Source organism: Rhodopseudomonas palustris, assembly GCF_034479375.1.
Lineage (GTDB): Bacteria > Pseudomonadota > Alphaproteobacteria > Rhizobiales > Xanthobacteraceae > Rhodopseudomonas > Rhodopseudomonas palustris_M.
On the sequence record NZ_CP140155.1, the window covers coordinates 4,189,310 to 4,213,378 of the forward strand.

Below are 24,069 nucleotides of genomic sequence, written 5' to 3' on the forward strand. Positions count from 1 at the left end.
GAGCATCTGCCTTCGCATCCTGGTCAGCCCGTCGTTCACCCGCGCAACGAAAAAGCCCCGGCGCGAGGCCGGGGCTTTCGACTTCACCACTGGTGAGGTGGCTTACTCTTTCTGTCCCAGCAACTGCAGCAGCAGCGTGAACAGGTTGATGAAGTTCAGGTACAGCGACAGGGCGCCGGTGATCGCGGCGCGCTCCGCCACGTCGCCGCCTTCCGAGGCGTAGCCGTACATGTAGTCGTTCTTCAGCCGCTGGGTGTCGTAGGCGGTGAGGCCCGCGAACACCAGCACGCCGACCACCGAGACGATGAACTGCAGCATCGACGAGGCGACGAACAAGTTGACCACGCTGGCGATGATGACGCCGAACAGGCCCATGATCAGGAACGAGCCCATCCCGGTCATGTCACGCTTGGTGGTGTAGCCGTAGAGGCTCAGCGCACCGAACGACGCCGCGGTGATGAAGAACACCCGCACGATCGAGGTGTGCGTATACACCAGGAAGATCGACGACAGCGAGATGCCCATCAAGGCCGCGAAGGCCCAGAACAGCAATTGCGCGGTCGCCGGCTTCAGCCGGTTGATGCCGAACGAGATCGCGAACACCATGGCGAGCGGCGCCAGGATGAACACCCACTTCAGCGGGCTGGCGAACATCGCCACGCCGAAGGTCGTCAGGTAGGTGTTGCCGATCTTGCCGGCCGCACCGGCCGCATCCGGGGTCACGGCGCCCATATAGACGCCGAGCGCCGCCAGGCCGGTGATGGCCAGGCCGATCGTCATGTAGTTGTAGATGCGCAGCATATAGGAGCGCAGGCCAGCATCGACGGCCGCGCTGTCGACGCGTCCGGCGGCCCGGCCGAAGGGAGAGGCGTAGTTACGGTCCAAGTCCGACATGGTCGAAATCCTGAGTTGGTCCGGCCGACGCAAAGGGTGGCGAAGGCCGGCGCGAAATTATCCCGGACGGTGATGCGCGGTAGACGTTAAATTTCGGTCATCCGCGCGCCGCCCGACCCAATCTGGTATGTGGGAAACTAACACAATCGGGGCAAGGGTTTATGCGCGGCTGAATGTCGCTCCGCAGCATCAGGTTAAACGGACGGTTTCGACAATGGTCGAATCGCCGTCCGTTTCCCGCAGCGGTGGTGCCGCGCGACCTCAGCGCGCGCCGGAAGCGGGCGTTCCGCCCACCGGCGGGCTACAGATTCCGCAGCACGGACGCCGGTTTCTGGTTCAACGCCAGCAGGGTCCCGACCAGGCCGAGGCCGACGGTCACAACCAGGGCGGCCACCACCACGCCGGCGGCGGAGCCGGCCTGCCAGGTGAAGCTCAGCGACATCAGTCGTGTGACGATCAGCCACGCGGCGGCAGAGCCGGCGATCACCCCGAACACCGCGGTGGCGAGCCCGATCATCATGTATTCGAGCGCAAAGGCCCCGATCAGCCGGCCGCGGGTGGCCCCGAGCGTCTTCAGGATCACGGCGTCATAGACGCGGTGGCGATGGCCGGCGGCGAGCGCGCCGCCGAGCACCAGGATCGCCGAGATCAGCGTCACCGAACTGGCGCCGCGCACCGCCAAGGCCAGATTGGCCACCACGCCGCCGACCGTCTCCAGCGCCTCGCGGACGCGGACGCTGGTCACCATCGGGAATTTGTCCGCCACCTGCTTGATCAGGGCGGCGTCGCTCGCCACCGTGCTGCCGGTCTCGGTCAGTGTCGCAATGTGCGTGTGCGGCGCGCCGCGAAACGTGTTGGGCGAGAACACCAGCACGAAATTGATGCCGAGGCTCTGCCAGTCGACGCTGCGCAGATTGCTGATGGTCGCGGAGATCTCGCGACCGAGCACGTTCACCGTGACGCTATCGCCGATCTTCAGGCCGAGCCCGTCGGCGAGCTTTTTCTCGAACGAGACCAGCGGCTTGCCGTCATAGTCCTTGGGCCACCAATGGCCTTCGATGACCTTGGAGCCTGCCGGCATCTCGGCCGCATAAGTGAGGCCGCGGTCGCTCTGCAGCACCCATTCGGCGTCCTGCCCCGGCTTGAGATCCTCGGCGCGAACGCCGCGCGCGGCGACGATCCGGCCGCGCAGCATCGGCACGTCCTCGAGCGTGGCGTTCGGCGCAGCCTGCTTCAGGAAGGCGCCGAATTGCTCGGTCTCGCTGGACGGGATGTCGATGAAGAAGAAGGTCGGCGCCTTCTCGGGCAGCGCGGCGAGGAATTGCCGCCGCAGATTGCCGTCGATCTGCGAGATCGTGACCAGCACCGCGAGGCCGAGGCCGAGCGACAGCACAACCGAGGGGGTCAGCGCGCTGGGGCGATGGATGTTGGCGATCGCCAGCCGCAGCATGGTGATGCGCGAGCGCGGCAGCCGCCGCGCGATCGCCATCAACCCCGCGGCGACGCCGCGCAGCAGCGCGAACATCAGGATTGCGGCGACCACGAAGGCGATCGCGACGCGCTTGTCGTAAGCGAGTCCGATCACCACCGCGAGCAGCAGCGCGATCACCACGCCGATCCAGACGATGTGCCGCAGTTTTGGTCGATGCGCCTCGGCGGTGGCGGCTTCGCGGAACAGCGTCGCCACAGGCACGTCGCGCACCTGCGCCAGCGGCCACAGCCCGAAGGCGAGCGCGGTGAGCAGGCCGTAGACCAGCGCCAGCGCCAGTTCTTCGGGATGCAGCGCCGCCACCACCGGCAGCGGCAGCAGCTTGCCGAAGGCGCCGACAATGACGAACGGCAGCGCGGCGCCGAGCGCGAGTCCGATCAGCGAGCCGATCGTCGCCAGTACCAGCACCTGGGTCAGATAGATCGAGAACACGTCGCGGCCGGTAGCGCCGAGCGCCTTGAATGCCGCGATCACGTCGCGGCGGCGATCGATGTGGCTCTTCACCGCGTTGGCGACGCCGACGCCGCCGACCAGCAGCGCGGCGAGGCCGACCAGCGTCAGAAACTGGGTGAAGCGGGTGATGGTGCGCTCGAGCTGCGGCGAGGCGTTGCCGCGGCTGCGGATTTCCCAGCCGGCCTGCGGCAGCGCCGCGCGGGTGGCGTCGGCGAAATCCTGCGCGGCTTTATCGTCGGCGCGGTTGTCGGGCAGCCGGACGCGATAGATCCAGCGCACCAGGCTGCCGGGCTGGAGCAATTGCGTGGCGCGCAGCGCATCCTCGCTGATCAGGAAGCGCGGCCCGAAGCCGGGATTGCCGGCGAGCTTGTCCGGCTCGGAGGCGACCACGCTGCGGATCTGGAACGCGGCGCTGCCGACGCTGACGCGGTCCCCGATCTTGAGGTCGAGCCGGGCGAGAAACGCGGCGTCGGCCGCGGCGCCGAACGCGCCATCGCGCTCCGCCAGCACGTCGGCGAGCGGCAGCGGCGGATCGAGTTTCAGCTCGCCGAGCATCGGATAGAGGCTGTCGACCGCCTTGATCTCGACCAGCGCCGAGGCGCCTTCGGCGGTGCGCGCCATGCCGCGCATCGACGCCGCGACCGAGACCGGCGCGCGGTCGCGCAGATAGCCGAGCTCTTGCGGCGTCGCCTCGCGCTGGATCAGCGAGAACGCGACATCGCCGCCGAGCAGGGTGCGGCCTTCGCGGGCCAGCCCTTCGCCGAGGCTGGCGGCGACCGAGCCGACGCCGGCGATCGCCATCACGCCGAGCGCGATGCAGGCGATGAAGACGTAGAACCCGTTGAGACCGCCGCGCATCTCGCGCAGCGCATAGCGCAACGGCAGCGACCAGCCGCGCGACTGCGGCGCGGATTTGGCGAGCGGATCGGCGACCAGCGTCATGCGTCAGGCCGATCGCGCCCGGGCATTGCCCGGCATTGTTGTGTCGATCGCCCCGGAGCGCAGCCTGACCACGCGGTCGCAGCGCTGCGCCAGCGAGGTGTCGTGGGTCACCAGCACCAGCGTCATGCCGCGTTCGGCGTGTTTGGTGAACAAGAGGTCGACGATCTGCCGGCCGGTCGCCTCGTCGAGATTGCCGGTCGGCTCGTCGGCCACCAGGATGGTCGGATCGGGCGCCAGCGCCCGCGCCAGGGCGACGCGCTGCTGCTCGCCGCCGGAGAGCTGCGTCGGATAATGATGCAGCCGTTCGCCAAGTCCCACCGAATCCAGCTCGCGCGCCGCCCGCTCAGCCGCGTCCGGGGCGCCGGCGAGTTCGAGCGGCACTGCGACGTTCTCCAGCGCGGTCATGGTCGGGATCAGATGAAAGGACTGGAAGACGATGCCGACCTGGCGGCCGCGGAAGCGCGCCAATGCGTCCTCGCTGAGGCCATTGAAAGCGGTGCCGCTGACCACCACCTCACCGCTGTCGGGCCGCTCCAGCCCGGCCATCACCATCAGCAGGGTGGATTTGCCGGATCCCGACGGGCCGATCAGGCCGATCGCCTCGCCGGGTGCGACGCGGAGGCTGATATCCTTGAGGATGTGCACCCGCGCGGCGCCACTGCCCAGCGACAGATTGACGTTCGAAATGGAGATGGTGTCCGGCGTGGTGCCGGGCCGCGACGAGGGTTCGATGAAGCTGTCCATGGCTGGTGCATATGGCGATTGTTTCGGTGCGGTCGAGAGGGCGGGGCGCACGATTGCGTGGGCGATGGTTATCGCGGTGTTGGCGATGACGGTGATACCGATGCCACACGCCTTCGCGCAGCCGGCCGTGAAGCCCCTGAAAGTGGTGGTGCTGGGTGATTCGCTGTCCGCCGGTTACGGATTACCGGCCGACGCGGCGTTTCCGGCCAAGCTGCAGAAAGCACTGCAGGCCAAGGGGATCGCGACCGAGATGATCAACGCCGGGGTGTCGGGCGACACCGCCAGCGGCGGGCTCGCGCGGCTGGATTGGTCGGTGCCGGCGGATACGGACGCGGTGATCGTCGAGCTCGGCGCCAATGACGCGCTGCGCGGCACCGATCCCAAGGTCCCGCAACAGGCGCTGGAGGAGATCGTCAAGCGTTTGAAAGCGCGGAAGATCGCGGTGCTGTTGTGCGGGATGCTGGCGCCGCCGAATTACGGACCGGACTACGCCAGGCAGTTCAACGCGATCTATCCCGATCTGGCGAAAAAATACGACGTGCCGCTGTACCCGTTCTTCCTCGACGGCGTCGCGGCGGTGGCGAGCCTCAATCAGCCGGACGGCATCCACCCGACCGCCGCGGGCATCGACCTCGTGGTCGCGAACATCCTGCCCACGATCGAGGCATTCCTCCGATCGGCCGCTGGGCAGAACGGCTGAAAATTCCGGCAACGTTCTTCTAAGGGGCGGATTGCCCTCAACTTTTTCGTCACCCGGGCGTTGTAGCGGTAGCGCTGTTACATAAACGCGATACAGAATTGGTGAGTTGATTCGCCGGACGTTTTGCGGAGTGCAAAGTCCCGAACGACAGGGACGGCGACCGCAATCGGGCCTCAGTATGGGGAGTTCCGATGCCGCGTTTATTCACTGGACTTGAGATTCCCGCCGAGGTCACCCAGACCTTGTCCCATCTCCGCGGCGGCCTTCCCGGCGCCCGCTGGGTCGATCCGGAAAACTATCACCTCACGCTGCGCTTCATCGGCGACATCGACGGCGTCACCGCCAACGAGATCGCCTCGACGCTGTTTCGGGTCAACCGCAAACCGTTCGAAGTGCAATTGCAGGGGCTGGCGAGCTTCGGCGGGCGCAAGCCACGCGCGGTGGTGGCGTCGGTGGTGCCGTCGAAGCCGCTGATCGAATTGCAGGCCGAACTGGAGCGGCTGCTGCAGCGGGTCGGGCTCGATCCCGAAGGTCGCAAATTCACCCCGCATGTCACGCTGGCCTGGCTGCGCGACGCCTCCTGTCAGGACGTCGCGGATTATCTGTCGCTGCGCGGCTATTTCCCGGCCAAGGTGTTCAAGGCCGAGCGCTTCGTGCTGTATTCGTCGCGGGCCTCGACCGGCGGCGGGCCGTATGTCGTCGAGGCGCCGTACGAGCTCAGATCCGCCGCCGAGGCCCGAGCCGTCCGAACTGCATAGCCCCCAGCAGGAATCCCGGCTTGCATTTTGCCGCAGGCTGAGGCGGTAAGGGCGTCCATGTCCCCGCCGCTCTCGTTCCGTCAGCATTATCAGTCCCTGGTCGCCTCCGGTGCGATCGAAGCCGACCCCGCCCAGGCGCGCGCGGTCGAAGCCTTCGGCGCGCTCGACGACACCCTGGCAGGCTACAAGCCGCCGAAAAAGCAGGGCTTTCTCGGCCGACTGTTCGGCGGCGGCGAGCCCGACAAGCCGCCGCGCGGGCTCTACGTCCATGGCGAGGTCGGCCGCGGCAAGACCATGCTGATGGATCTGTTCTTCGATGCGAGCCCGGTGGCGCACAAGCGCCGCGCGCATTTCCACGAATTCATGGCCGAGGCGCACGAGCGCATCAACGCCTTCCGGCAGAACATCAAACGCGGCGAAATCCCCGACGGCGACGTGATCGGGCTGACCGCGGCGTCGATTTTCGACGAAGCGTGGCTGCTGTGCTTCGATGAATTCCACGTGACCGACATCGCCGACGCGATGATCCTGTCGCGGCTGTTCGGCAAGCTGTTCGAACTCGGCACGGTCGTCGTCGCGACGTCGAACGTCGCGCCCGACAATCTCTACAAAGGCGGCCTCAACCGCGCGCTGTTCGTGCCGTTCATCGGCCAGGTCAAACAGCACATGGAGGTGCTGCGGCTCGACGCTCGCACCGATTATCGGCTGGAGAAATTCGCCGGGATGAAGGTCTGGCTGGCGCCGGACGATGCGGAGGCGACCGCCGCGCTGGATCGCGCCTGGAGCCGGATCACCGGCGGCGCTGCGGGCAAGCCGCGCGACATCTCGATCAAGGGCCGGCATCTGCACGTGCCGAAATCCGACCATCACGTCGCGCGGTTCGATTTCGCCGACCTGTGCCAGAAGCCGCTCGGTGCGTCCGACTATCTGCGGCTTGCGCATGAATACCACACGCTGCTGATCGACCACGTGCCGGCGATGGATTACGCCGACCGCAACGCCGCCAAGCGCTTCATCGCGCTGATCGACACGCTGTACGACAATGCCGTGAAGCTGATGGCCTCGGCCGCAGCCGAGCCGGCCGACCTGTACCGCGCTTCCGAGGGCTACGAGGCGATGGAATTCAACCGTACGGTGTCGCGCCTGATCGAGATGGGCTCGGAATCGTACCTGGCGCTGCCGCACGGCCGCAGCGACTCGCTCGCCTCCGGCGCCACGACCGGCCTGGTCGAAACCTAGGTCCTTGTTTTGATGCGGTTTCGTTACACACAATCCGATACCCACATCGCACCACAACGCGATTACAATCCTTCGACTCCGGCTGGCCAACAATTGGGCGCTGCCCGACTTGAACGCTTCCGGCGAAAGGGATAACCACCCAAACGGATTTTCCCACCCTCCCCACCTTCGGGCTCAAAGGACTCCTTTCCCATGGCGCGCGACAAGATTGCTTTGATTGGCTCCGGCCAGATCGGCGGAACGCTGGCTCACATGATCGGGCTGAAAGAGCTCGGCGATGTGGTGCTGTTCGATATCGCCGAGGGCGTGCCGCAGGGTAAGGCGCTCGACATCGCGGAATCCTCGCCGGTCGACGGCTTCGACGCGAATTTCACCGGCGCCAATTCCTACGAGGCGATCGAGGGCGCCAGCGTCGTGATCGTCACCGCCGGCGTGCCGCGCAAGCCCGGCATGAGCCGCGACGACCTCCTCAGCATCAATCTCAAGGTGATGGAGCAGGTCGGCGCCGGCATCAAGAAATACGCCCCCGACGCGTTCGTCATCTGCATCACCAACCCGCTCGACGCGATGGTCTGGGCACTGCAGAAGGCCTCCGGCATGCCGGCCAAGAAGGTGGTCGGCATGGCGGGCGTGCTGGACTCGGCGCGCTTCCGTTACTTCCTGGCCGACGAATTCAACGTCTCGGTCGAGGACGTCACCGCCTTCGTGCTCGGCGGCCACGGCGACACCATGGTGCCGCTGGTGAAGTACTCGACGGTGGCGGGCATTCCGCTGCCGGACCTGGTGAAGATGGGCTGGACCTCGCAGGCCCGTCTCGACGAAATCGTCGACCGCACCCGCAACGGCGGCGCCGAGATCGTCAACCTGCTGAAGACCGGCTCGGCGTTCTACGCCCCGGCCGCCTCGGCGATCGCGATGGCCGAGAGCTATCTGCGCGACAAGAAGCGTGTGCTGCCGGTCGCCGCCTATCTGAACGGCGAATACGGCGTCAAGGACATGTATGTCGGCGTTCCGGTGGTGATCGGCTCCAAGGGCGTCGAGCGCATCGTCGAGATCGAAATGGCCGGCAAGGACCGCGAAGCGTTCGACAAATCGGTCGGCGCCGTGCAGGGCCTGGTCGACGCCTGCAAGAAGATCGCGCCCGATCTGCTCGGGCGCTGAGTTTGAAACGGCCGGGGTGCGCCGCCGCCCGCCAAGGCGCGGCGCGCACCCCGGTTCAACGGGCTGGAAACGATCTGCCGAGGGGCATTAGATGAATATCCACGAATACCAGGCCAAAGCGGTGCTGCGCGAATTCGGCGTTCCGGTGTCGCACGGCTATCCGATCTTCAAGGCGTCCGAAGCGGAAGGCGCCGCCAAGCAGCTCGGCGGTCCGGTCTGGGTGGTGAAGAGCCAGATCCACGCCGGCGGCCGCGGCAAGGGCAAGTTCAAGGAAGCCTCCGCCGGCGACAAGGGCGGCGTGCGGCTCGCCAAGTCGGTCGACGAGGTCAAGCAATACGCCGAGCAGATGCTGCACGCGACGCTGGTGACGGTGCAGACCGGCCCGGCCGGCAAGCAGGTCAACCGGCTGTACGTCGAGGAAGGCTCCGAGATCGACAAGGAGTTCTACCTGTCGCTGCTGGTCGACCGCGCCACCTCGCGGATCTCCTTCGTGGTCTCGACCGAAGGCGGCATGTCGATCGAGGACGTCGCCCACGATACCCCCGAGAAGATCGTCTCGTTCACGGTCGATCCGGCCACCGGCATCATGGGCCACCACGGCCGCGCCGTCGCCAAGGCGCTGGGGCTGAAGGGCGAGCAGGCCAAGCAGGCGGAAAGCCTGGTGACCAAGCTCTACACCGCGTTCCTCGCCAAGGACATGGAGATGCTCGAGATCAACCCGCTGGTGCTGACCAAGCAGGGCGATCTCAAGTGCCTCGACGCCAAGATGTCGTTCGACGGCAACTCGCTGTATCGCCACGCCGACGTCCAGGCGCTGCGCGACGAGAGCGAGGAAGACGCCAAGGAAATCGAGGCGTCGAAATACGACCTCAACTACGTCACGCTCGACGGTACCATCGGCTGCATGGTCAACGGCGCCGGCCTCGCCATGGCGACGATGGACATCATCAAGCTCTACGGCATGACCCCCGCCAACTTCCTCGACGTCGGCGGCGGCGCCAGCAAGGAGAAGGTGACGGCGGCGTTCAAGATCATCACCGCCGATCCCAACGTGAAGGGCATCCTGATCAATATCTTCGGCGGCATCATGAAGTGCGACGTGATCGCCGAGGGCGTGGTTGCGGCCGTCAAGGAAGTCGGCCTCTCGGTGCCGCTGGTGGTTCGCCTCGAAGGCACCAATGTCGAAGCCGGCAAGAAGATCATCAAGCACTCCGGCCTCAACGTGCTGCCCGCCGACAATCTCGACGACGCCGCGCAGAAGATCGTCAACGCCGTCAAGGGAGCCTGAGGCTTCACGGCCGCGGCCCGCGGGCCCGGCCACTCACCCACGCTCCCGACCCACCGGTTCGACCGCGAAAGCATCCCGACTATGTCCATCCTGATCGACGCCAACACCAAAGTCATCTGCCAGGGCTTCACCGGCAAGAACGGCACCTTCCATTCCGAGGCCGCGGTGGCCTACGGCACCAAGATGGTCGGCGGCACCTCGCCGGGCAAAGGCGGCACCACCCATCTGGGCCTGCCGGTGTTCGACACCGTGCGCGAGGCGGTCGACAAGACCGGCGCCGATGCCTCGGTCATCTACGTGCCGCCGCCGGGCGCGGCCGATGCGATCTGCGAGGCGATCGACGCCGAGATCCCGCTGATCGTCTGCATCACCGAGGGCATCCCGGTGCTCGACATGGTGCGGGTGAAGCGCTCGCTGGTCGGCTCCAAGTCGCGGCTGATCGGGCCGAACTGCCCGGGCGTGATGACCGCCGGCGAGTGCAAGATCGGCATCATGCCGGCCAACATCTTCAAGCCGGGCTCGGTCGGCATCGTGTCGCGTTCCGGCACGCTGACCTATGAGGCGGTGTTCCAGACCACCAGCGAGGGGCTGGGCCAGACCACAGCGGTCGGCATCGGCGGCGATCCGGTCAAGGGCACCGAATTCATCGACGTGCTGGAAATGTTCCTGGCCGACGACAAGACCGAGTCCATCATCATGATCGGCGAGATCGGCGGCTCCGCCGAGGAAGAGGCCGCCCAGTTCCTGATCGACGAGGCCAAGCGCGGCCGCAAAAAGCCGACGGTCGGATTCATCGCCGGCGTCACCGCCCCGCCAGGTCGGCGTATGGGGCATGCCGGTGCGATCATTTCGGGTGGCAAGGGCGACGCGGCGTCGAAAACCGCCGCAATGGAGGCCGCCGGCATCACCGTTTCGCCGTCCCCGGCGCGGCTCGGCAAGACGCTTGCCGAAAAATTGAAGTCCTAATTCAAACCTTGTTTCATTACGAGCTTACATTTCCCTAGAATCCGATAAAAGGTGCACTATGTTGCTGATCCGGTAACCGGATCAGCTTATCGCGTGTCTGTCGCGATCGTCATCATCAGGAAGCAATCATGTCTCGCCAGGACGCGAATGCCGCTTTCGCCCTTTCTTCGTTTCTCCAGGGCGCCAACGCCACCTATATCGACGACCTCTATTCCCGCTACGAAAACGACCCGTCCTCCGTCGATGCCGACTGGCAGGCATTCTTCAAAAGTCTGAAGGACAACCCCGGCGACATCCAGAAGAACGCCGAGGGCCCGTCCTGGGAGCAGGCCAACTGGCCGCTGACGCCGCGTGACGATCTCACCTCGGCGCTGGACGGCAACTGGGCCCAGGTCGAAAAGAGCGTCGGCCAGAAGATCCAGTCCAAGGCGCAGACCAAAGGCGTCGAGCTGTCGACCACCGACGTCAATCAGGCGACCCGCGATTCCGTCCGCGCGCTGATGCTGATCCGCGCCTACCGCATGCGGGGCCATTTCCACGCCAAGCTCGATCCGCTCGGGCTGGAGCCGACCAAGGATCACGAGGAACTCGATATCCGGTCTTACGGCTTCACCGAGGCCGATCTCGACCGCAAGATCTTCCTCGATCACGTGCTGGGCCTCGAATACGGCTCGCTGCGCGAGATCGTCGCGATCTGCGAGCGCACCTATTGCCAGACGATGGGCATCGAATTTCTGCATATCTCCAACGGGGCGCAGAAGGCCTGGCTGCAGGAGCGGATCGAAGGTCCCGACAAGGAGATCAGCTTCACCCGTGAAGGCCGGCGCGCCATCCTGATGAAGCTGGTCGAGGCCGAAGGCTTCGAGCGGTTCTGCGACCTGAAATTCACCGGCACCAAGCGGTTCGGTCTCGACGGCGGCGAGTCGCTGATCCCGGCGCTGGAGCAGATCATCAAGCGCGGCGGCAATCTCGGCGTCCGCGAGATCGTGCTCGGCATGCCGCATCGCGGCAGGCTCAACGTGCTGACCCAGGTGATGGGCAAGCCGCACCGCGCGCTGTTCCACGAATTCAAGGGCGGCTCGGCCAACCCCGACGAGGTCGAAGGCTCCGGCGACGTCAAATATCACCTCGGCGCCTCGTCCGACCGCGAGTTCGACCACAACAAGGTGCATCTGTCGCTGACCGCCAACCCGTCGCATCTCGAGATCGTCGATCCGGTGGTGCTCGGCAAGGTCCGCGCCAAGCAGGACCAGCATGGCGACCTGCCGGAAGAGCGCGTCTCGGTGCTGCCGCTGCTGATGCACGGCGACGCGGCGTTCGCCGGCCAGGGCGTGGTCGCCGAATGCTTCGGCCTGTCCGACCTGAAGGGCTATCGCACCGGCGGCTCGATCCACTTCATCGTCAACAACCAGATCGGCTTCACCACCTATCCGCGCTATTCGCGGTCCTCGCCGTATCCGTCGGACGTCGCCAAGATGATCGACGCGCCGATCTTCCATGTGAACGGCGACGATCCCGAAGCGGTGGTGTTCGCGGCCAAGATTGCGGTCGAGTACCGGCAGAAGTTCCACAAGCCGGTCGTGATCGACATGTTCTGCTACCGGCGCCACGGCCACAACGAAGGTGACGAGCCGGCCTTCACCCAGCCGATGATGTACCGCAAGATCGCGGGCCATCCGTCGGCGCTGGAATTGTATTCGAAGCGACTGATCGCCGACGGCGTCATCACCGAAGGTGAAGTCGAGAAGGCCAAGGCCGACTGGCGCGCCCGGCTCGACGCCGAGCTCGAGGCCGGCTCCAGCTATCGCCCCAACAAGGCCGACTGGCTCGACGGCAAATGGGCCGGCTTCAAGTCGGCCGATCAGGAAGAGGATCCGCGCCGCGGCATCACCGGCGTCGACCTGGCGCAGCTCAAGGACGTCGGCCGCAAGATCACCAAGGTGCCGGAGGGCTTCCGGGTTCACCGCACGGTGGCGCGCTTCCTCGAGAACCGCGCCAAGGCGATCGACAGTGGCGTCGGCATCGACTGGGCGACCGGCGAGGCGTTGGCGTTCTGCACGCTGCTGCAGGAAGGCCATCGCGTCCGCCTGTCCGGCCAGGACTCCGAACGCGGCACCTTCTCGCAGCGCCATTCGGTGCTGTTCGATCAGGAAGACGAGACCCGCTACACCCCGTTCAATCACCTCTCCCCCGATCAGGGCCATTACGAGGTGGTGAACTCGATGCTGTCGGAAGAAGCCGTGCTCGGCTTCGAATACGGCTACACGCTGGCCGAGCCGAATGCGCTGACGATCTGGGAAGCGCAGTTCGGCGACTTCGCCAACGGCGCCCAGGTGCTGTTCGACCAGTTCATTTCGTCGGGCGAACGCAAATGGCTGCGGATGTCCGGCCTGGTCTGCATGCTGCCGCACGGCTACGAGGGCCAGGGACCGGAGCACTCCTCGGCCCGGCTCGAGCGTTTCCTGCAGATGTGCGCCGAGGACAACATGCAGGTGGTGCACGCCACCACGCCGGCGAACTTCTTCCACGTGCTGCGCCGTCAGCTCCGCCGCGAGATCCGCAAGCCGCTGATCCTGATGACGCCGAAATCGCTGCTGCGCCACAAGCGCGCGGTGTCGCGGCTCGACGAGCTCGGGCCCGACACCAGCTTCCACCGCGTCTTGGCCGACGACGCCCAGTCGTTGCCGGACGAGAAGATCAAGCTGGTGCCGGACAACAAGATCCGCCGCGTCGTGATCTGCTCCGGCAAGGTCTATTACGATCTCTACGAAGAGCGGGAGAAGCGCGGCGTCGACGACGTCTATCTGCTGCGCGTCGAGCAGCTCTATCCGGTGCCGCTGAAGACGCTGGTGCAGGAGATGTCGCGCTTCAAGGAGGCCGAGCTGGTGTGGTGCCAGGAAGAGCCGCGCAACATGGGCGCGTGGCACTTCATCGAGCCGTATCTGGAGTGGGTGCAGAATCAGGCGGGCGCGACCCATCGCCGTCCGCGTTATGTCGGCCGTCCCGCGTCGGCCGCCACCGCCTCCGGCCTGATGTCGAAGCATCTGGCCCAGCTCAAGGCCTTCCTCGACGAGGCGCTGCGCTGACGCCATGGGCTGCCGCGCGCCGGCGGCCGGTGTTGTCGAGACATTTGGATCAGGGGCGAACCGCCGCAGCAGCGGTGACGCCGCAAGAGGACAGAAACAATGACTGAAATTCGCGTTCCGACGCTCGGCGAATCGGTGACCGAGGCGACCATCGGCCGCTGGTTCAAGAAGCAGGGCGACGCCGTTGCGGTCGACGAGCCGCTGGTCGAACTCGAGACCGACAAGGTCACCATCGAAGTGCCGGCGCCGTCGGCCGGCACGCTCGGCGAGATCATCGCCAAGGACGGCGAGACCGTCGCCGTCGGCGCGCTGCTGGGCCAGATTTCGGAAGGCGGCGGCGCCGCCAAGCCGGCCGCTAAGGAGTCTGCCAAGTCAGCCGCGGCGGTTGCGCCCGAGACCACCACCGGCCGTCCGGATCTGAAGAGCGAAACCACCAAGCCGATCAACGCCGGCCCCGAGGAAGTGCGGCCGAAATCCGACGCCAAGGCCGACCTCAAGGCTCCGCCGTCCGATGCGCCGCAGGCGCCGTCGGTGCGGCGGCTGTCGACAGAGAGCGGCGTCGATGCCTCGACCGTGCCCGGCTCCGGCAAGGACGGCCGCGTCACCAAGGGCGACATGCTGGCGGCGATCGAGAAGGCGGCGTCGGCGCCGACCCCGGTCAATCAGCCCGCCGCCGCCGTCCAGGTCCGCGCCCCGTCGCCGGCCGACGACGCCGCGCGCGAGGAACGCGTCAAGATGACCCGGCTGCGCCAGACCATCGCGCGCCGGCTCAAGGAAGTTCAGAACACCGCGGCGATGCTGACGACCTTCAACGAGGTCGACATGACCAACGTCATGGCGCTGCGCAGCCAGTACAAGGACGTGTTCGAGAAGAAGCACGGCGCCAAGCTCGGCTTCATGGGCTTCTTCACCAAGGCCTGCGTCCAGGCGCTGAAGGACATCCCGGCGGTCAACGCCGAGATCGACGGCACCGATCTGATCTACAAGAACTACTACCATGTCGGCGTCGCCGTCGGCACCGATAAGGGCCTGGTCGTGCCGGTGGTGCGCGATTGCGACGAGAAGTCGATCGCCGCGATCGAAAAGGGCATCGCCGATTTCGGCAAGCGCGCCCGCGACGGCCAGCTCAAGATCGAGGAGATGCAGGGCGGCACCTTCACGATTACCAATGGCGGCATCTACGGCTCGCTGATGTCCACGCCGATCCTCAACGCGCCGCAATCCGCCATTCTCGGCATGCACAAGATCCAGGAGCGGCCGGTGGTCGTCGCCGGCAAGATCGAAGTGCGCCCGATGATGTATCTGGCGCTGAGCTACGACCACCGCGTGATCGACGGCAAGGAAGCGGTCACCTTCCTGGTCCGCGTCAAGGAAAGCCTGGAAGACCCGGCGCGGCTGGTGCTGGATCTGTAAGAGCGACGTCGATACGGGCAGGAGAGCCGGCGGGTCGTCGAAGCGGATTGGGGGGGACATGATGCAGCCGATGCCGACCGAGATCGTGGTGCTGGGTTGGAGCGTGGCGCTACTGATCGTGCAGATGTTCCTGGCTGCCGTGCCCGTTGGTCTGGAACTCGGACCGAAATATCAGGCCGGTCCCCGCGACGAGGGCAAGGTGGCGCAGGGCCGGTTCGCCGGCCGTGCGGCGCGCGCCTTCCGCAATCTGCTCGAGACCTATCCGGCCTTCGTCGCGCTCGCGCTGGCGCTGGCCGTCACCGGCAAGACCGGCGGCTATGCGGCGACCGCCGCGATCGTCTGGCTGGTCGCGCGGGTGCTGTATGCACCGCTTTACATCATCGAGATTCCGTTTGCCCGCAGCATCGCCTGGTTCGTGGCGCTGCTGGCGCTCGTCGCGATGCTGATCCGGCTGCTGTCATGAGGTGCGCATGAACGACCGCGTCGTCATCATCACCGGCGGTAGCCGCGGCATCGGCCGCGCCACCGCGCTGGCCGCTGCGGCCCGCGGCTACAAGGTCGTGGTCGGCTACGCCAGCAATGCGGATGCGGCGCGCGAGACCGTGTCGGCGATCGAGGCCAGCAACGGCCAGGCGATCGCGGTGAAATGCGATGTCGGCGACGAGGCCGATATCCTCGCTCTGTTCGAAGCCGCCGACAATTTCGGCACGCTCGGCGCGCTGGTCAACAATGCCGGCATCGTCGGCCCGACCACGCGGGTCGACGAGATGTCGGCGGAGCGCATCCAGCGGATGATGGCGGTCAACGTCACCGGCAGCATCCTGTGCGCGCGCGAGGCGGTCAAGCGGCTGTCGACCCGGCACGGCGGCCCCGGCGGCGTGATCATCAATCTGTCGTCGGTCGCGGCCAAACTCGGCTCGCCGAATACTTACGTTGACTACGCGGCCTCGAAAGGCGCGATCGATAGCTTCACCATCGGTCTCGGCCATGAGGTCGCAGGCGAAGGCATTCGCGTCGCCGCGATCCGGCCCGGCCTGATCGACACCGAGATCCACGCCTCCGGCGGTGATCCGGGCCGCGCGCACCGGCTCAGCGGCCACGTGCCGATGCAGCGCGTCGGCCGCGCCGAGGAAATCGCCAACGCCGTCGTCTGGCTGATGTCGGACGAAGCCTCCTACGTCACCAGCGCCATCATCGATGTCTCGGGCGGACGGTAGGATCGGGTCGTTGATCGGAGCCAAACATGCCGGTCATTGCGAAGGTCGACGGGGTCAAGATCGAATTCTATCCCGACGAGCATCCGCCGCCGCATTTTCACGCCCGCTACGCAGAATACGTTGCCCAGATCGAGATCCGGACCGGCAAGGTCTTGCGCGGTTCGCTGCCGCCCGCGAAACTCGGGCGCGTTCTAGCTTGGACGGCGGGCCACTATATGGGACTTATGAACGCCTGGACCGCAGTCGAAGAGTTGCGCAAGCCGGAGAAGATCGATGACTGAGATCATCGCGATACGCAGCGCCGAGCCGGTCATCTTCGGCGTGCTGAAAATCGTCTGGAGCGATGGCTTCGAGGGAGTCGTGGATCTGCGCCCTCTGATCGACAAAGGCGAGATGTTCGCGTTCCTACGCGCAGCGCCCCCCCGCTTCGCGACAGTTCAACGCGAGCCGCATGGTCACAAGATCTTTTGGCTCGACGATCAGGGCGACGAGATCGATTTCGGATCCTCCTCGCTTCGTCAACGCGCCGAGCGTCAAGCCGGCCTTCTTCATCTCGCTAGCTGAATAGAAAGCACTCCATGCCCTCCTACGATCTCGTCATCATCGGCACCGGCCCCGGCGGCTATGTCTGCGCGATTCGCGCGGCGCAGCTCGGCCTCAAGGTCGCGGTGGTCGAAAAGAACGCCACCCTCGGCGGCACCTGCCTCAATGTCGGCTGCATGCCGTCGAAGGCGCTGCTACATGCCTCGGAACTGTTCGAGGAGGCCGGGCACTCGTTCGCCAAGATGGGGATCGGCGTGCCGGCGCCGAAGCTCGATCTGCCGACGATGATGAACTTCAAGCAGCAGGGCATCGACGGCAACGTCAAGGGCGTCGAGTACCTGATGAAGAAGAACAAGATCGACGTCATCGTCGGTCGCGGCAAGGTGCTCGGCACCGGCAAGGTCGAGGTCACCGGCAATGACGGCAAGGCGCAAACCGTCGAGACCAAGTCGATCGTGATCGCCACCGGCTCGGACGTGGCCAAGCTCAAGGGCATCGAGATCGACGAGAAGCGCATCGTGTCGTCGACCGGCGCGCTGTCGCTCGACAAGGTGCCGGGCAAGCTGATCGTGGTCGGCGCCGGCGTGATCGGGCTCGAACTCGGTTCGGTGTGGCGCCGCCTCGGCGCCGAAGTCACCGTGGTCGAATTCCTCGATCGCATTCTGCCCGGCATGGACGCCGAGATCGTCAAGCAGTTCCAGCGCATCCTCGAGAAGCAGGGTTTTGCCTTCAAGCTCGGCGCCAAGGTCACCGGGGTGGATAGTTCGGGCAAGCAGCTCAAGGTCAGCGTCGAGGCCGCGGCCGGCGGCAGTCCGGAGACGCTTGAAGCCGACGTCGTGCTGGTCGCGATCGGCCGGGTGCCGTTCACCGAGGGGCTGGGGCTGAAGGAAGCCGGCGTCGCGCTCGACGAGCGCGGGCGCGTGGCGATCGACGATCACTTCGCCACAAGCGTCCAGGGCGTCTATGCGATCGGCGACGTGGTGAAGGGCCCGATGCTGGCGCACAAGGCCGAGGACGAGGGCGTCGCGGTCGCGGAAATCATCGCCGGCAAGGCCGGGCACGTGAACTACGACGTCATTCCGGGTGTGGTCTACACCACGCCGGAAGTGTCATCCGTCGGCAAGACCGAGGAAGACCTCAAGCAGGCCGGCGTCGCCTACACGGTCGGCAAATTCCCGTTCACCGCCAACGGCCGCTCCAAGGTCAACCAGACCACCGACGGCCTGGTGAAGATCCTCGCCGACGCCAAGACCGACCGTGTGCTCGGCGTGCATATCGTCGGCCGCGAAGCCGGCGAGATGATCCACGAGGCCGCGGTGCTGATGGAGTTCGGCGGCTCTGCCGAAGACCTCGCCCGCACCTGCCACGCCCACCCGACCCGCTCGGAGGCCGTCAAGGAAGCCGCGCTTGCGGTCGGGAAACGCGCCATCCATATGTGAGAGAGCGCCGGCATCGTCCGGGAACCGGACGACTCCATGAAGCGCCGCCTGCTGCAACCGCTGTGGTTCATCCTCGCCGTCCTCTTCCTGGTCGAGGCATGGCTGTGGGATCACCTCGAGCCGTGGGTGGAGCGGATCGTCGCGGCGCTCCCGCTGCGCGAGCTCAAGGCGTGGACGGCGGAGCGGATCGCAAACCTGTCGCCGCCGCTGGCGCTGGTGGTGTTCGCGGTGCCGCTGATCCCGCTGTATCCGTTCAAGCTGTTCGCGCTGTGGTTGATGGCGACGCAGCATTTTGTCGCCGGCCTGCTCGCCTTCGTGCTCGCGCAATTCGTCGGCCTCGGCCTGATCGCCTTCATCTTCGACGTCACCAAGCCGAAGCTGATGCAGATGGCCTGGTTCGTGCGCGCCTATCAGTTCGTGCTGACGATCAAGGCCAAGGCGCACGCGATCGTGGCGCCGGTGATGGCGGCGATCCGGGCGCAGCTTCGCGCCCTGATGGGCGACGGCAACGGCGCGGTGCAGCGGCTGCTGCGCAAGGCGATGCAGGTCCGCAACCGGATCCGCGCCTCGCGCTGAGCCGCGCGCGGCGCGGTTGCGTCAGCGCGACGACGTCAGAACAGATGCACCGCATGCGGCGCGAACAGGCCGATCGCCGTGAAGGCGAGGCCGGTCAACGCCAAGGCGCCTGAAATCCAAGCCAGTGCGATCATGCCGGTGATGATCGTCGCCGATGCCAGCACGATGCCGATCTGAAACGCCGCCGAGGCCAGCTCGTAGTGATGGTAGCGCGCTTGCGCGAGGTCGCGGTCGTGTTCGGCGTGCTTGGCGCGCGCGGCGAGCTGCTCGGAGCCCTCGCCGGTCTCCGGCTCGGAGCGATAGCGCTGCGCGGTCTTCTGCCATTCCTCGATCTGCTTCTGCAGCGCGGCCTTGGCGGCGTCGTCGCCGACCGTGCTCATGCTGAGGCGCGCCTCTTCCGAGATCGTCTGCACCACCGTGCGGCGGATGCTCTTGGCCTGGAAGAACGCCCACAGATTCGACGCCTCGACGTTCTTGGCCAGCGATTCGGTCTGCGCGGCCTTGCCGAGCGTCTCGGAGAAGGCGAGGAACAGCGCAATCACCGCAATCAGCAGGGCGATTTTTTTGTTCGAGCCTGAGGCATGCTCCGCATGTTCGGCATGCTCCATGCTCTCGTGCGCGCCCATGTCCTTAACTCCCGTCATGAATTCGTCATGCCCGGCGCCGGCCGGGCAACGGATCATCAGATCAGGACCTTGTCAGTTGGAAGGCAGACCGGGTCAAGCCCGGTGATGGCGTGCTAACAACTTCGGCGTATCACGCGCGGGGATGGGCGCTGGCGTAGACTTCCAGCAGCCGCTCGGTATCGATGCCGGTATAGATCTGCGTGGTCGACAAGGACGCGTGGCCGAGCAATTCCTGGATCGCGCGCAAATCGCCGCCGCGGCTCAGAAGATGCGTGGCGAAGGAGTGGCGGAGCGCATGCGGGGTGGCCGAATCCGGCAGTCCCAGCGCGCCGCGCAGCCGCTCCATCGCCAGTTGGATGATTCGCGGGCTGAGCGGCCCGCCGCGGGCGCCGACGAACATCGGCCCGTCCGGCGGCAGCGGATGCGGGCAGGCTTTAGCGTAGTCGGCGATCTGCCCCAGCACGGTGTCCAGCACCGGCACCATCCGGGTCTTGTTGCCCTTGCCGAGCACGATCAGGGTGTCGCCCTGGCCGGGCGCCGGCACGTCGCGACGCTTCAGCCCGAGCGCTTCGGAGATGCGCAGGCCGGAGCCGTACAACAGCGCCATCACGGCGGCGTCACGAACCAGCACCCAGGTCTCGCGGTCCTCGCCGGCGCGCTCGTCGGCGTCCGCCAGCCGTTTGGCGGCGGCGATCTGGATCGGTTTCGGCAGGCTCTTCTTGATCTTGGGCGCGCGCACCGCCGATAGCGCGCCGACGCTGCCCTTGCCCTCGCGTTCGAGGAAGCGGCCGAACGAGCGCAGCCCGGCCAGAGCCCGCATCAGCGAGCGGCCGGCGATCGCATCGCCGCGCCGCGCCGCCATGAAGGCGCGCACGTCGGTGGCTTCCAGCCGGGCGAATCGGCCGAGCGTCACCTCGCCGCCCCAATGGCCGGCGAGGAAAAACAGGAACTGCCGCAGGTCGCGCGTATAGGCTTCCAGCGTCTTGCCGGACAGCCGCCGCTCGGCGCGCAGATGCGACAGCCAGCGGGTGATCTCGGTGTTGAGATCGGCGGTCGCGCAAGGCAGGTCGATCGGGGGAGGCATGGGCTGTGATTTGGCCATGGGGTGCTTATGCCGGATGCCGACTGAAACGAGATCCTCTCCGTCATTGCGAGCAAAGCGAAGCAATCCAGAAGCGCCAGGCATAGGGCTGCTGGATTGCTTCGTCGCTTCGCTCCTCGCAATGACGCGGAGGTTGTGGCCCGATCATAGCCGATTTCCTTTCCCATTGATGAAAGCCGGCTTTGGCGGCACACCGGAGCCATGGACGACTCTCCCACCAGCCCGGCCCGGCCCTCGGCGACGCGCGTCGTCGACGTGCAGGTACCGGTCGCGATCGACCAGGCCTATTCGTACCGGGTGCCGCGCGGGCTCGATCTGAAGCCCGGCGATGTCGTCGCTGTGCCGCTCGGGCCGCGCGAGGTGATGGGGGTGGTCTGGGCCGAGAACGAAAATCCCGATCCGCGGCTGCATAACCGGCTCAAGGACGTCTCCGAAAAGCTCGACGTGCCGCCGCTGCGCGAGGAGCTGCGCCGGCTGGTCGACTGGGTCGCCAACTACACGCTGTCGCCGCGCGGCCAGGTGCTGCGGATGACGCTGCGGATGGGCGAACTCGGGCCGGAGCGGGTGCGGACGGGAGTCCGCCTGATCGGCCCCCCGCCGCAGCGGATGACGCCGGCGCGGCGGCGCCTGATCGAGATCCTGTCCGACGGCCTGCTGCACGGCAAATCGGACGCGGCGAAGGAGGCGGGCTGCAGCCCCGGCGTGATCGACGGGCTGGTCGACGAGGGCACGCTCGGCGTCGAGGCGATGCCGCGCGAGCCCACGGCGCCGGCGCCCGATCCGGATTTCGCACCGGCGGATTTCTCGCCGGAGCAGGCGGCGGCGGCCGAGACGATGCGGGCGCTGGTGACGGATGGTGGCTTTCAGGCTGCGCTGCTCGACGGCGTCACCGGCTCCGGCAAGACCGAAGTGTATTTCGAGGCGGTCGCCGAGGTCATCCGTCAGGGGCGGCAGACGCTGATCCTGATGCCGGAGATCGCCCTGACCGGGCAATTCCTCGACCGCTTCGCGCTACGCTTCGGCGTGCGGCCGCTGGAATGGCATTCCGAGCTGACGCCGCGCACTCGCGCCCGCAACTGGGCGGCGATCGCGGCCGGCGAGGCGCAGGTCGTGGTCGGGGCGCGCTCGGCGCTGTTTCTGCCCTACGCCGATCTCGGGCTGATCATCGTCGATGAGGAGCACGACCAGGCCTACAAGCAGGAAGACGGCGCGCATTATCACGCCCGCGACATGGCGGTGGTGCGGGCGTCGATCGCGAAAATTCCGATCGTGCTGGCGTCCGCCACGCCGTCGGTCGAGACCGAGGTCAATGCCCGCAAGGGCCGCTACAAGCGGATTCCGCTGCCGTCGCGGTTCGGTGGCCAGCATATGCCGCAGATCGAGGCGATCGATCTGCGCCGGGCGCCGCCGATGCGCGGGCGGTTCATCTCGCCGCCGCTCGCCGAGCAGATCGGTCACGCGATCGAGCGCCGCGAACAGGCGCTGCTGTTTCTCAACCGCCGCGGCTATGCGCCGCTGACGCTGTGCCGCGCCTGCGGTCACCGCTTCGCCTGCACGATCTGTGACGCGTGGCTGGTCGATCACCGCTTCCGCCAGCGGTTGGTGTGCCACCATTGCGGCTTCTCGATGCCGCGCCCGCACCAATGCCCGCATTGCGGCGCCGAGGAATCTTTAGTCGCAGTCGGACCCGGCGTCGAACGGTTGCAAGAGGAGGCGGCGAGCCTGTTTCCGAACGCGCGCACCATGGTGCTGTCGAGCGATCTGATCACTTCGATCGAGGCGATGCGCAGCGAACTCAACGACATCGCCGAAGGCCGGGTCGACATCATCATCGGCACCCAGCTTGTGGCGAAGGGTCACAACTTCCCGCGGCTGAATCTGGTCGGCGTGGTCGATGCCGACCTCGGCCTTTCCAACGGAGACCCGCGTGCCGCCGAGCGGACCTTTCAATTGCTCAATCAGGTGATCGGCCGCGCCGGCCGCGATCAAGGCCGCGGCGTGGGGTTTCTGCAGACGCATCAGCCGGAGCATCCGGTGATGAAGGCGCTGGTCGCGTGCGATCGCGAGGCGTTCTACGCCAGCGAAATCGACGCGCGCGAGCGCACGTTGTATCCGCCGTTCGGCCGGCTCGCGAGCCTGATCATTTCAGCCGGCGATCGTCCGACCGCCGAAGGCTTTGCGCGCAAGCTGGCGTCCTGCGCGCCGGTCGACGAGCGCGTGCAGGTGCTGGGACCGGCGGAAGCACCGCTCGCGGTGATCAAGGGCCGCTATCGATTTCGGCTGCTGGTGAAGTCGGTGCGGTCGTTCGATTTGTCGAACTACTTGCGGCAATGGCTGGCACTGGGGCCGAAGACGAAAGGAAACCTGAAGCTCGAGGTCGACGTCGATCCGCAAAGCTTCCTGTAATCTTCCTTCGCCTCGCCGAGACCTCGCGTGTCACAAAAAGGAAAGCCTGCCGTCATGGCTGACGGCAGGCCGCAGATCGGGCGCGCGATGATCGCGGCCATCTCAACGAGTAGCTCTTCTTGATTACTGGGAAGCGAACCGCGTGCTGCGGTTACATCACTTCCGCGACGACCCGGCCGACCCCGCGGCTGGTCAGACCGATCGCGCGCGCGGCGCCGGTCGACAGATCGAGCACACGGCCGCGAATGAACGGGCCGCGATCGTTGATGGTGACGACGACGCTGCGGCCGCCATGGGTGACGCGCAGCTTGGTGCCGAACGGCAGGCTGCGATGGGCTGCCGTCATGGCGCTGGCGTTGAAGCGCTGGCCCGATGCGGTGCGGTTGCCGGATTCACTGCCGTAGTAAGACGCGACGCCCGAGAAGGTACGACCGCCGCCGCTTGATTCGAGCGTGGCATTGGCGTTGCGCCAGTCGTTCTGGACGTGATGGCGCTGATGATGGCCGTGATGATGAGTCCGGTGCTTCGATCGCGCCGAAGCTTCAGTGACGGCCGCTCCGCTCAGCAGAACCGTTGCGGCGATCAGAGCAGCCGCGGTGCGTGGCCGGGCTACGATTCCCGGCGGAGACTTCTTGGCGTTAGTCATTAATGTAAGCCCTCAGTATTGCCACATGCGCGGCAAGTGGAACCCCCGTCCCGTTTGCGGTGCCGGACCGTTCGCTGCGTAATGAGGCGACAAATTGACGAACAGTCGAATCGTTTCTCCGCTGAAACATCTTTTGAAGCGATGCGCCGGATCAAAAAGCCCCGAATTGCGTTGGATGGAAAATTGAATTAATACTTTCGTATACACGCGAATACTAAAGTTTTAAGTCTTTATTAGAAAAAGACCTGGAGCTGCAAATCAAACCCAAGAAATCGCAGGTCATCGCGCGAGTGTGTGGAGGCTTGCTCGAGCGGCGGTCGCGAATTTTCCCGAGCCGCTGATCTTTCCCCGCAGGCTTCATCGATGCGGTGCCGTAGTGGG

Annotated in this window: 21 protein-coding genes; 15 read left to right on the forward strand and 6 right to left on the reverse strand. The window is 66.1% G+C overall.

Translation table 11 applies throughout. The features are described from left to right. Nucleotides 1–102: 102 nt before the first annotated feature. The 3 genes from SR870_RS18940 to SR870_RS18950 all read right to left on the reverse strand — a co-directional run bounded on the left by SR870_RS18940 (nucleotide 103) and on the right by SR870_RS18950 (nucleotide 4,522). On the reverse strand, nucleotides 103–894 hold the full coding sequence (locus SR870_RS18940) for a Bax inhibitor-1/YccA family protein (protein WP_011439188.1): 792 nt from the start codon (nucleotides 892–894) through the stop codon (nucleotides 103–105). Between the two features lie 301 nt (nucleotides 895–1,195). Continuing rightward, nucleotides 1,196–3,778 carry an ABC transporter permease gene (locus SR870_RS18945; protein WP_322515065.1) on the reverse strand — a complete coding sequence of 861 codons (2,583 nt, stop codon included), beginning with the start codon at nucleotides 3,776–3,778 and terminating at the stop codon, nucleotides 1,196–1,198. A gap of 3 nt (nucleotides 3,779–3,781) precedes the next feature. After that, nucleotides 3,782–4,522, reverse strand: coding sequence for an ABC transporter ATP-binding protein (locus SR870_RS18950; protein WP_322515066.1), 741 nt, complete (start codon nucleotides 4,520–4,522; stop codon nucleotides 3,782–3,784). Between the two features lie 100 nt (nucleotides 4,523–4,622). Here SR870_RS18950 and SR870_RS18955 point away from each other — a divergent pair, with 100 nt between their 5' ends. The 14 genes from SR870_RS18955 (at nucleotide 4,623) to SR870_RS19020 (ending at nucleotide 18,908) form a co-directional block, all read left to right on the forward strand. Continuing rightward, nucleotides 4,623–5,222 (forward strand): arylesterase, encoded by a 600-nt coding sequence (locus SR870_RS18955; protein ID WP_416221099.1) that lies wholly within the window; start codon nucleotides 4,623–4,625, stop codon nucleotides 5,220–5,222. A gap of 191 nt (nucleotides 5,223–5,413) precedes the next feature. Then, nucleotides 5,414–5,980: an RNA 2',3'-cyclic phosphodiesterase gene (thpR, locus tag SR870_RS18960; RefSeq protein ID WP_322515068.1), complete on the forward strand. Its 567-nt coding sequence runs from the start codon at nucleotides 5,414–5,416 to the stop codon at nucleotides 5,978–5,980. A 57-nt stretch (nucleotides 5,981–6,037) separates the two neighbouring features. Next, entirely contained in the window at nucleotides 6,038–7,219 is a 1,182-nt protein-coding gene (zapE, locus tag SR870_RS18965; protein ID WP_322515069.1) for a cell division protein ZapE, read from the forward strand. Nucleotides 7,220–7,411: 192 nt separating this feature from the next. Further along, nucleotides 7,412–8,380 carry a malate dehydrogenase gene (mdh, locus tag SR870_RS18970; RefSeq protein WP_322515070.1) on the forward strand — a complete coding sequence of 323 codons (969 nt, stop codon included), beginning with the start codon at nucleotides 7,412–7,414 and terminating at the stop codon, nucleotides 8,378–8,380. Between the two features lie 91 nt (nucleotides 8,381–8,471). Further along, nucleotides 8,472–9,668, forward strand: coding sequence for an ADP-forming succinate--CoA ligase subunit beta (gene sucC / locus SR870_RS18975; RefSeq protein WP_322515071.1), 1,197 nt, complete (start codon nucleotides 8,472–8,474; stop codon nucleotides 9,666–9,668). An 81-nt stretch (nucleotides 9,669–9,749) separates the two neighbouring features. Next, nucleotides 9,750–10,634: a succinate--CoA ligase subunit alpha gene (gene sucD, locus SR870_RS18980; protein WP_322515072.1), complete on the forward strand. Its 885-nt coding sequence runs from the start codon at nucleotides 9,750–9,752 to the stop codon at nucleotides 10,632–10,634. A gap of 128 nt (nucleotides 10,635–10,762) precedes the next feature. Next, a complete protein-coding gene (locus SR870_RS18985) occupies nucleotides 10,763–13,720 on the forward strand; it encodes a 2-oxoglutarate dehydrogenase E1 component (RefSeq protein ID WP_322515073.1) in 2,958 nt (985 codons plus the stop codon). Nucleotides 13,721–13,819: 99 nt separating this feature from the next. After that, complete coding sequence (gene odhB / locus SR870_RS18990) at nucleotides 13,820–15,133, forward strand: 2-oxoglutarate dehydrogenase complex dihydrolipoyllysine-residue succinyltransferase (protein ID WP_322515074.1); 1,314 nt, start codon at nucleotides 13,820–13,822, stop codon at nucleotides 15,131–15,133. A 61-nt stretch (nucleotides 15,134–15,194) separates the two neighbouring features. Then, nucleotides 15,195–15,596 (forward strand): MAPEG family protein, encoded by a 402-nt coding sequence (locus SR870_RS18995; protein WP_322518312.1) that lies wholly within the window; start codon nucleotides 15,195–15,197, stop codon nucleotides 15,594–15,596. A gap of 7 nt (nucleotides 15,597–15,603) precedes the next feature. Then, nucleotides 15,604–16,350 carry an SDR family oxidoreductase gene (locus tag SR870_RS19000; RefSeq protein WP_322515075.1) on the forward strand — a complete coding sequence of 249 codons (747 nt, stop codon included), beginning with the start codon at nucleotides 15,604–15,606 and terminating at the stop codon, nucleotides 16,348–16,350. Nucleotides 16,351–16,376: 26 nt separating this feature from the next. Beyond that, nucleotides 16,377–16,631, forward strand: coding sequence for a DUF4160 domain-containing protein (locus SR870_RS19005; protein ID WP_322515076.1), 255 nt, complete (start codon nucleotides 16,377–16,379; stop codon nucleotides 16,629–16,631). Next, nucleotides 16,624–16,914, forward strand: coding sequence for a hypothetical protein (locus tag SR870_RS19010; protein ID WP_322515077.1), 291 nt, complete (start codon nucleotides 16,624–16,626; stop codon nucleotides 16,912–16,914). The genes SR870_RS19005 and SR870_RS19010 overlap by 8 nt, the downstream gene beginning before the upstream one ends. A 14-nt stretch (nucleotides 16,915–16,928) precedes the next feature. Beyond that, nucleotides 16,929–18,332 (forward strand): dihydrolipoyl dehydrogenase, encoded by a 1,404-nt coding sequence (lpdA, locus tag SR870_RS19015; RefSeq protein ID WP_322515078.1) that lies wholly within the window; start codon nucleotides 16,929–16,931, stop codon nucleotides 18,330–18,332. A gap of 36 nt (nucleotides 18,333–18,368) precedes the next feature. Next, nucleotides 18,369–18,908 (forward strand): hypothetical protein, encoded by a 540-nt coding sequence (locus SR870_RS19020; protein WP_322515079.1) that lies wholly within the window; start codon nucleotides 18,369–18,371, stop codon nucleotides 18,906–18,908. Nucleotides 18,909–18,943: 35 nt separating this feature from the next. Here the strand turns inward: SR870_RS19020 and SR870_RS19025 are convergent, their stop codons facing one another. Together SR870_RS19025 and SR870_RS19030 are read right to left on the reverse strand one after the other, a co-directional pair. Further along, complete coding sequence (locus tag SR870_RS19025) at nucleotides 18,944–19,534, reverse strand: DUF4337 domain-containing protein (protein ID WP_322518313.1); 591 nt, start codon at nucleotides 19,532–19,534, stop codon at nucleotides 18,944–18,946. Nucleotides 19,535–19,664: 130 nt separating this feature from the next. Continuing rightward, entirely contained in the window at nucleotides 19,665–20,618 is a 954-nt protein-coding gene (locus SR870_RS19030) for a tyrosine recombinase XerC (protein ID WP_322515080.1), read from the reverse strand. Between the two features lie 219 nt (nucleotides 20,619–20,837). On the opposite strand from SR870_RS19030, the gene SR870_RS19035 reads away from it, so the two are divergent. Beyond that, entirely contained in the window at nucleotides 20,838–23,042 is a 2,205-nt protein-coding gene (locus SR870_RS19035; protein WP_322515081.1) for a primosomal protein N', read from the forward strand. 151 nt (nucleotides 23,043–23,193) lie between these two features. Here the strand turns inward: SR870_RS19035 and SR870_RS19040 are convergent, their stop codons facing one another. Beyond that, nucleotides 23,194–23,688, reverse strand: coding sequence for a septal ring lytic transglycosylase RlpA family protein (locus SR870_RS19040; RefSeq protein ID WP_322515082.1), 495 nt, complete (start codon nucleotides 23,686–23,688; stop codon nucleotides 23,194–23,196). Nucleotides 23,689–24,069: the final 381 nt, after the last annotated feature.

Excerpts from the sequence above, each read along its gene's own strand:
- SR870_RS18940 (WP_011439188.1), bottom strand. The coding sequence starts at position 894 with ATGTCGGACTTGGACCGTAACTACGCCTCTCCCTTCGGCCGGGCCGCC.
- SR870_RS18945 (WP_322515065.1), bottom strand. The coding sequence starts at position 3,778 with ATGACGCTGGTCGCCGATCCGCTCGCCAAATCCGCGCCGCAGTCGCGC.
- SR870_RS18950 (WP_322515066.1), bottom strand. The coding sequence starts at position 4,522 with ATGGACAGCTTCATCGAACCCTCGTCGCGGCCCGGCACCACGCCGGAC.
- SR870_RS18955 (WP_416221099.1), top strand. The coding sequence starts at position 4,623 with ATGCCACACGCCTTCGCGCAGCCGGCCGTGAAGCCCCTGAAAGTGGTG.
- thpR (WP_322515068.1), top strand. The coding sequence starts at position 5,414 with ATGCCGCGTTTATTCACTGGACTTGAGATTCCCGCCGAGGTCACCCAG.
- zapE (WP_322515069.1), top strand. The coding sequence starts at position 6,038 with ATGTCCCCGCCGCTCTCGTTCCGTCAGCATTATCAGTCCCTGGTCGCC.
- mdh (WP_322515070.1), top strand. The coding sequence starts at position 7,412 with ATGGCGCGCGACAAGATTGCTTTGATTGGCTCCGGCCAGATCGGCGGA.
- sucC (WP_322515071.1), top strand. The coding sequence starts at position 8,472 with ATGAATATCCACGAATACCAGGCCAAAGCGGTGCTGCGCGAATTCGGC.
- sucD (WP_322515072.1), top strand. The coding sequence starts at position 9,750 with ATGTCCATCCTGATCGACGCCAACACCAAAGTCATCTGCCAGGGCTTC.
- SR870_RS18985 (WP_322515073.1), top strand. The coding sequence starts at position 10,763 with ATGTCTCGCCAGGACGCGAATGCCGCTTTCGCCCTTTCTTCGTTTCTC.
- odhB (WP_322515074.1), top strand. The coding sequence starts at position 13,820 with ATGACTGAAATTCGCGTTCCGACGCTCGGCGAATCGGTGACCGAGGCG.
- SR870_RS18995 (WP_322518312.1), top strand. The coding sequence starts at position 15,195 with ATGCAGCCGATGCCGACCGAGATCGTGGTGCTGGGTTGGAGCGTGGCG.
- SR870_RS19000 (WP_322515075.1), top strand. The coding sequence starts at position 15,604 with ATGAACGACCGCGTCGTCATCATCACCGGCGGTAGCCGCGGCATCGGC.
- SR870_RS19005 (WP_322515076.1), top strand. The coding sequence starts at position 16,377 with ATGCCGGTCATTGCGAAGGTCGACGGGGTCAAGATCGAATTCTATCCC.
- SR870_RS19010 (WP_322515077.1), top strand. The coding sequence starts at position 16,624 with ATGACTGAGATCATCGCGATACGCAGCGCCGAGCCGGTCATCTTCGGC.
- lpdA (WP_322515078.1), top strand. The coding sequence starts at position 16,929 with ATGCCCTCCTACGATCTCGTCATCATCGGCACCGGCCCCGGCGGCTAT.
- SR870_RS19020 (WP_322515079.1), top strand. The coding sequence starts at position 18,369 with ATGAAGCGCCGCCTGCTGCAACCGCTGTGGTTCATCCTCGCCGTCCTC.
- SR870_RS19025 (WP_322518313.1), bottom strand. The coding sequence starts at position 19,534 with ATGGGCGCGCACGAGAGCATGGAGCATGCCGAACATGCGGAGCATGCC.
- SR870_RS19030 (WP_322515080.1), bottom strand. The coding sequence starts at position 20,618 with ATGCCTCCCCCGATCGACCTGCCTTGCGCGACCGCCGATCTCAACACC.
- SR870_RS19035 (WP_322515081.1), top strand. The coding sequence starts at position 20,838 with ATGGACGACTCTCCCACCAGCCCGGCCCGGCCCTCGGCGACGCGCGTC.
- SR870_RS19040 (WP_322515082.1), bottom strand. The coding sequence starts at position 23,688 with ATGACTAACGCCAAGAAGTCTCCGCCGGGAATCGTAGCCCGGCCACGC.